8 protein-coding genes are annotated in these 5,109 nt (G+C 38.2%); all 8 read right to left on the bottom strand.

Annotated elements, in window-relative coordinates; all coding sequences use genetic code 11:
• Window positions 1-106: 106 nt before the first annotated feature.
• The 8 genes from CWB72_RS21140 to CWB72_RS11845 all read right to left on the bottom strand — a co-directional run bounded on the left by CWB72_RS21140 (window position 107) and on the right by CWB72_RS11845 (window position 4,280).
• Window positions 107-517: a CopD family protein gene (locus CWB72_RS21140; RefSeq protein WP_354384664.1), complete on the bottom strand. Its 411-nt coding sequence runs from the start codon at window positions 515-517 to the stop codon at window positions 107-109.
• 100 nt (window positions 518-617) lie between these two features.
• Entirely contained in the window at window positions 618-1,073 is a 456-nt protein-coding gene (locus CWB72_RS11875; RefSeq protein ID WP_138631630.1) for a DUF3291 domain-containing protein, read from the bottom strand.
• 127 nt (window positions 1,074-1,200) lie between these two features.
• Window positions 1,201-1,599 carry a type II secretion system protein GspG gene (locus CWB72_RS11870; protein WP_171037284.1) on the bottom strand — a complete coding sequence of 133 codons (399 nt, stop codon included), beginning with the start codon at window positions 1,597-1,599 and terminating at the stop codon, window positions 1,201-1,203.
• Between the two features lie 83 nt (window positions 1,600-1,682).
• Window positions 1,683-2,024, bottom strand: coding sequence for a DUF6966 domain-containing protein (locus CWB72_RS11865; RefSeq protein WP_138631625.1), 342 nt, complete (start codon window positions 2,022-2,024; stop codon window positions 1,683-1,685).
• Between the two features lie 114 nt (window positions 2,025-2,138).
• On the bottom strand, window positions 2,139-2,480 hold the full coding sequence (locus CWB72_RS11860; RefSeq protein ID WP_138631632.1) for a helix-turn-helix transcriptional regulator: 342 nt from the start codon (window positions 2,478-2,480) through the stop codon (window positions 2,139-2,141).
• Window positions 2,481-2,684: 204 nt separating this feature from the next.
• The gene (locus CWB72_RS11855; RefSeq protein ID WP_138631623.1) at window positions 2,685-2,942 is read right to left on the bottom strand and encodes a hypothetical protein; all 258 of its coding nucleotides are present in this window, start codon (window positions 2,940-2,942) and stop codon (window positions 2,685-2,687) included.
• 131 nt (window positions 2,943-3,073) lie between these two features.
• On the bottom strand, window positions 3,074-3,409 hold the full coding sequence (locus tag CWB72_RS11850) for a hypothetical protein (RefSeq protein ID WP_138631621.1): 336 nt from the start codon (window positions 3,407-3,409) through the stop codon (window positions 3,074-3,076).
• A 460-nt stretch (window positions 3,410-3,869) separates the two neighbouring features.
• Complete coding sequence (locus CWB72_RS11845; RefSeq protein ID WP_138631619.1) at window positions 3,870-4,280, bottom strand: hypothetical protein; 411 nt, start codon at window positions 4,278-4,280, stop codon at window positions 3,870-3,872.
• Window positions 4,281-5,109: the final 829 nt, after the last annotated feature.

The raw sequence follows: 5,109 nt of genomic DNA, 5'->3' as shown, positions 1-5,109 counted from the left end.
CCTTTGATTTAAACATAACGCTTTACTAATGGGCGCATAAATGCTTGGCTAAAATTAGCGACGAAGGAGCGCAAGCTAAGCGTTTTGCGTCCTTTTAAGTAACTTGTTAGGCATTTTTTGACACTACAAAATAAATAATAGGAATTACTATTAATAATGAAGATTCATTAAATAACCGTAGCGCTATATTGCTCCTAAATGGCTTGTTTTTAATTATATTTAAAAGTAACTTGCCGCTAATTAAATGATAAATAATTAAAAGGAATACAAATGCCATTTTATAATGAAGCCAGGCCCCATTAAAACTAAATGCTTTCCATAACCAAATACCAAAGAAAATAGCCAAGATTGCCATCAATGATCCAAAGCGAAATAAGCCTATTGAGAGGCTTTTGAACGCTTCAGATTCTTGACTCGAATAGCATATTTTACGCCAATGCAATATTACGCGAGGCAGAACAAAAAGACATGACATCCAAGCAACAACAAACAATATATGTGTAACTTTTAGTGCGATAAATATAAGTTAACCCCCCTGATGCCTAACGCCCGCATTTGCGTATGGTTTGGAGCGCAGCGGAAAACCATTCCGACAACATGCGCTTGTTATACGCATTTTATTCCGACTCTTTTACGTCAGCAGGTGTATAGTTACTTTTAAAGGTAAACGCATAAGGGCTATCGCCATTATTGCGAAGGTACTCTAACCGTTCAAGTGCCTCTTCTGTGCTAGGAATGTGGTTATCGTCAACCCACCAAAGAACATAGTTATCCTCATCAAGACGATGGAACCATTCACTTTTTCGGCGCATAAAGTCTCTATGATGGGTTCTAAACATAAAGTTTTTTAGTGCATCCACTGAATCCCAAACGGACATGTTTACAATCATATTCGGATCATCAAATAACTGGATATTCGTAGCATCACCACCTTCATCTTTTAAGCGCCAAACGAAACCCTCACTTTCCTCGGCAATGCAATTAACCAAATCCAAGTTATCAACAAAATCTTTAATTTCTGGCGCATCCAATGGATATTTGGCCAACGCTATATTTAACTGTGCTAATCTCATTACTTCCTTTCCATCGATAAACTTCGGAATGCGTATAACGCCCCAAGCAGGGGCAACTTTTAAACTGGCTAAAATTAGGAGCGAAGCGACGGGAGCCAGCTTAAAATTGTCCCGATGACTTGGCTTGTTATGTACCAAAACCTGATTTGTCGATAACGACTTTTATAAAGCTATTACCTTCATACTTATACGCCGATAACACTAAAGCATCACTATTTAAAATAGAACCTTTAGACCACAACAAAAATGAGTCTGCTGACACAATGCTGTATTGATAATCGATTACCCAAGGGTCTTTAGGTAATCGTTGTATGTAAATAATACTGCCGTCTATTAAATTTCCAAGATTTTCTGGTAGACGGTTATTTTTCTTATAATAAACTGAAATTGCAGTTTGTAACATCTCAATATCAAGTTCTGCTTCGTCGTTTTGGTTGAGAGGCGGGCAATTAACCAGACTGGGAACAAACAGGCCTACAAAGATTAAGAAACCAAGAATTACACAACTTAATTTGAAATATTTCATAGCCCTACCTTGGTACATAACGCCGCGCTAAACGGCAAGTAATACTTGGCTAAAATTAGCGAGGGACGAGCGCGAGCCAAGTGTTACGCGTCCGCCTTTTTTGAGCGCTTTGTTATGTGCAACAACTCTACAGCTCGTTTTAGAATACTTTTTTTGGACTTACATTCGAGCCACAACTTTTCTTTGAGCTCTAAACCATACTTAGCTTCTTTTTCAGATGCCCCTGTAAAAAACACAGAATCATTAAAACTCCCCATGCCTCCATACGCATTAAGAGAGTGATAAATACTTCTCTGAGGCTTACCTTTTTGGAGCAAGCCTAGAGATTCTTTAAAATACTGTGCCCAACGTTCTTCATTGTATTTTTGAAGTAATATTAGCAATTCTTCTAGAGTATTTTGATAAACAGAGTATTTAGTATTCATCTGAACTCAAGTAGCACATAACGCTTAGCTAACAGGCAAAATTGAATAAGCTAAAATCGAGCGAAGCGACGAGCTTATTTAATTTTGTCCTAGTTTAGCGCATTGTTATATACGTTAACTTGTTAAAATAATTGTTAAAATAAAACTTATGACAAATGCAATGCTAAATGAGATTAGAGTTGCCTTTTTGTCCATGCTAGATATTTTGTATTTTATTAAACCTGAAAAAGAAGGAGCTAATTCTTTTTGATGCTCGTTAACAACTGAAAGCTCATTTATTTGAATGCCAAAAGTAGCGCAAATTGATTTAACTGACTCTGGCGAAGCTATACCTGATTTTTCAATTCTCTGAATCGTTCTTAAGCTAAGGCCGCTTATTTCCGCAAAGTAAGACTGACTCCAAGCTTTAGACTCTCTTAATTGCTTTAGTTTTGCTTTATCAAGTTTCATTTCCATCACTGCTTCCTCCTATATAAAAGTTCACACTATTATGAAGAGAAATCCTATTTTTCTAAACGTCATCTATATGACAGCCCAGCGTCATTGTTGCGTCATGAGTGTATAACGCCCGATTAACGGGTAAAAACTTGTGGGCTAAAATTGAGCGAAGCGAAGAGCCTGCTGTTTTTAATCCCTGTTTAATTGCTTGTTATAAGCCTTTTAATCTCCGCCTCTAGAGATATTTGAACTATCGCTTGAACCACCGCCAAAAGGCTTTGATGAACTAAGGGGTACATCTTGTGAGCGATGGAATAACCACAAACCAATAGCTGCAAATACTGGAATTAGCCAAACAAGAATAATTTGAGCTACTTTTTGAAAAGCTTCTAAATCACTTCTCTTAGCCAAGTAAATAGAAACAACTAAATTTAATAGAGCTACTAAAGCGAAAATGATGAACCAATAATTGTTTTCCATGCTGCCCCCTTGGCTTATAACGCTTAAAGCACGCGCCCAGTGCCGGAGCTTGGGTTTCGTGCGAGTATTTTCCCGCACGAAACTCAAGCGGAGTGTGCTGGGTCGCCGTGACTTTACTTGTTATAAGCTTATCACTCACTGATTAGAACCTGAATATCAGGCTTAACAGAAACCGTTACTTCAACGCTATTGCTACTGACGAAAGAAAGATAGCTGTCGTCATTTTTACCGATTTCATACCGAGCAAACTTACAACCAAGTATTTGATACTCAAGCAGTGCATGGTTCTGATTCTCCCTGAATAACCTAAACCTGACATCCTCCTCAAAGGGAAAAATACTTAACTCAAGTTCAATACCACCCTTGCAGACACTGAAGACGTAAATGGGCCCACCGCCTTCATCTGAAATAACTTCAGGAATGACCTCTAATATGCCGATGAATTCAGTTTCATCCCAATGAAGCACGATACTTCCTTATGGCTTATAACGCCGTTGTAACCGGCAAAAAATTGTTGGCTAAAGTGTGAAGCGAAGCGTAACAGCCAACAGTTTTTTGTCCGCGTTGACGACCTTGTTATGCGTTGACACACTGCTTTTAAAGCGCTTGCGCCTGCACCATTAAGCCAAACTTTAAAATTAAACACACTCACCAAACTCAAAATTGCAAAGAAGCGTTCGACTGGTGAATGACCTTTCTGGTCACAGCTTAAATTGAAAAACGAAAAGCCAAGACCTACTTAAAACTTAATTACGCCACTGTACCTAAAAGCTAATTTGAAGAAAAGACTTGAAGCAAAAACCGTATTAAAGACAGCTATTTAAAGTGACGCATAACGCTTGCCGTAAACGGCACAAAATAGCAGGCTAAAATTAGCGACGAAGGAGCACAAGCCTGCTGTTTTGTGTCCTTTGTTTAACGGCCTTGTTAGGTGTTTTTGGCGCAAAACTTGTTCATTAACTTCCTATAGCTGAATTTGAACAGCCAAACAATAGAAGGATAAGGTAATAAAATAACCATCCAAATCAGGGCTTTTAATGGCCAACCAACTCCCATGTTTGACCAATAAAGCTGAGTGGCTATTTCACGCATTTCAGGTGCAACCTTTTTCAACCTTTCACATTCTGAAAAACCAAGAGGGTCATATCCCAATAAATCAAGGCGCATACCTGTATAAAAGTGAGGCCAATAAGCGCCTGAAATGATAGCCAAAGAGATAAGTGAGGCAGAAATTAGATACAACTTCAAGTAACTGTAACTTTTGTATACGCAATAAACCGGTGTAAATACAATGGTTAATAACATTAGTAACTTAACACTTAAATCTAAAAATTCCATCTAGACTATCTGAACACCTAACGCCGTTGTAACCGGCAAAAAATTGTTGGCTAAAATGTGAAGCGAAGCGTAGCAGCCAACAGTTTTTTGTCCGCGTTGACGACTTTGTTATGCGTTGACACACAAAATTAAAAGCGCTTGCGCCTGTACTAATAAGCCAAACTTTAAATTAAAAACACTCACCAAACTCAAAATTGCAAAGAAGCATTCGACTGGTGAATGATGATTCTGGTCACAGCTTAAATTGAATAACGAAAAACCAAAGCCAACTTAAAACTTGATTGCACCACTGTACCTAAAAGCTGATTTGAAGAAAAGACTTGAAGCAAAAACCGTTTTAAAGATAGCGATTTAAAGTGACGCATAACGCCCGATTAACGGGTAAAAAATTGTGGGCTAAAATTGAGCGAAGCGAATAGCCCGCAAGTTTTTTATCCCTGTTTAATTGCTTGTTATGCGTTGACTCACCGCTTTTGAAGCGCTTGCGCCTGCACCAATAAGCCAAACTAAAAATTAAAAACACCCACCAAACCCGAAATTGCAAAGAAGCGTTCGACTGGTGAATGACCTTTCTGGTCACAGCTTAAATTGAAAAACGAAAAGCCAAGACCAACTCAAAACTTAATTACGCCACTGTACCTAAATGCTGATTTGAAGAAAAGACTTGAAGCAAAAAAACGTTTTAAAGACAGCGATTTAAGGTGACGCATAACGCCGCAAATAAACGGCTAAAAATAGTTGGCTAGAATTTGTGAGGTACGAACAAAGCCAACTGTTTTTTGTCCGCGTTTTAATTTGCATTGTTATGTACCGCTTTAAGCAGAACATT

Source organism: Pseudoalteromonas phenolica (genome assembly GCF_005886345.1).
Taxonomy (GTDB): Bacteria; Pseudomonadota; Gammaproteobacteria; order Enterobacterales; family Alteromonadaceae; genus Pseudoalteromonas; species Pseudoalteromonas phenolica_A.
This window is presented reverse-complemented; position numbering and strand designations above follow the sequence as displayed.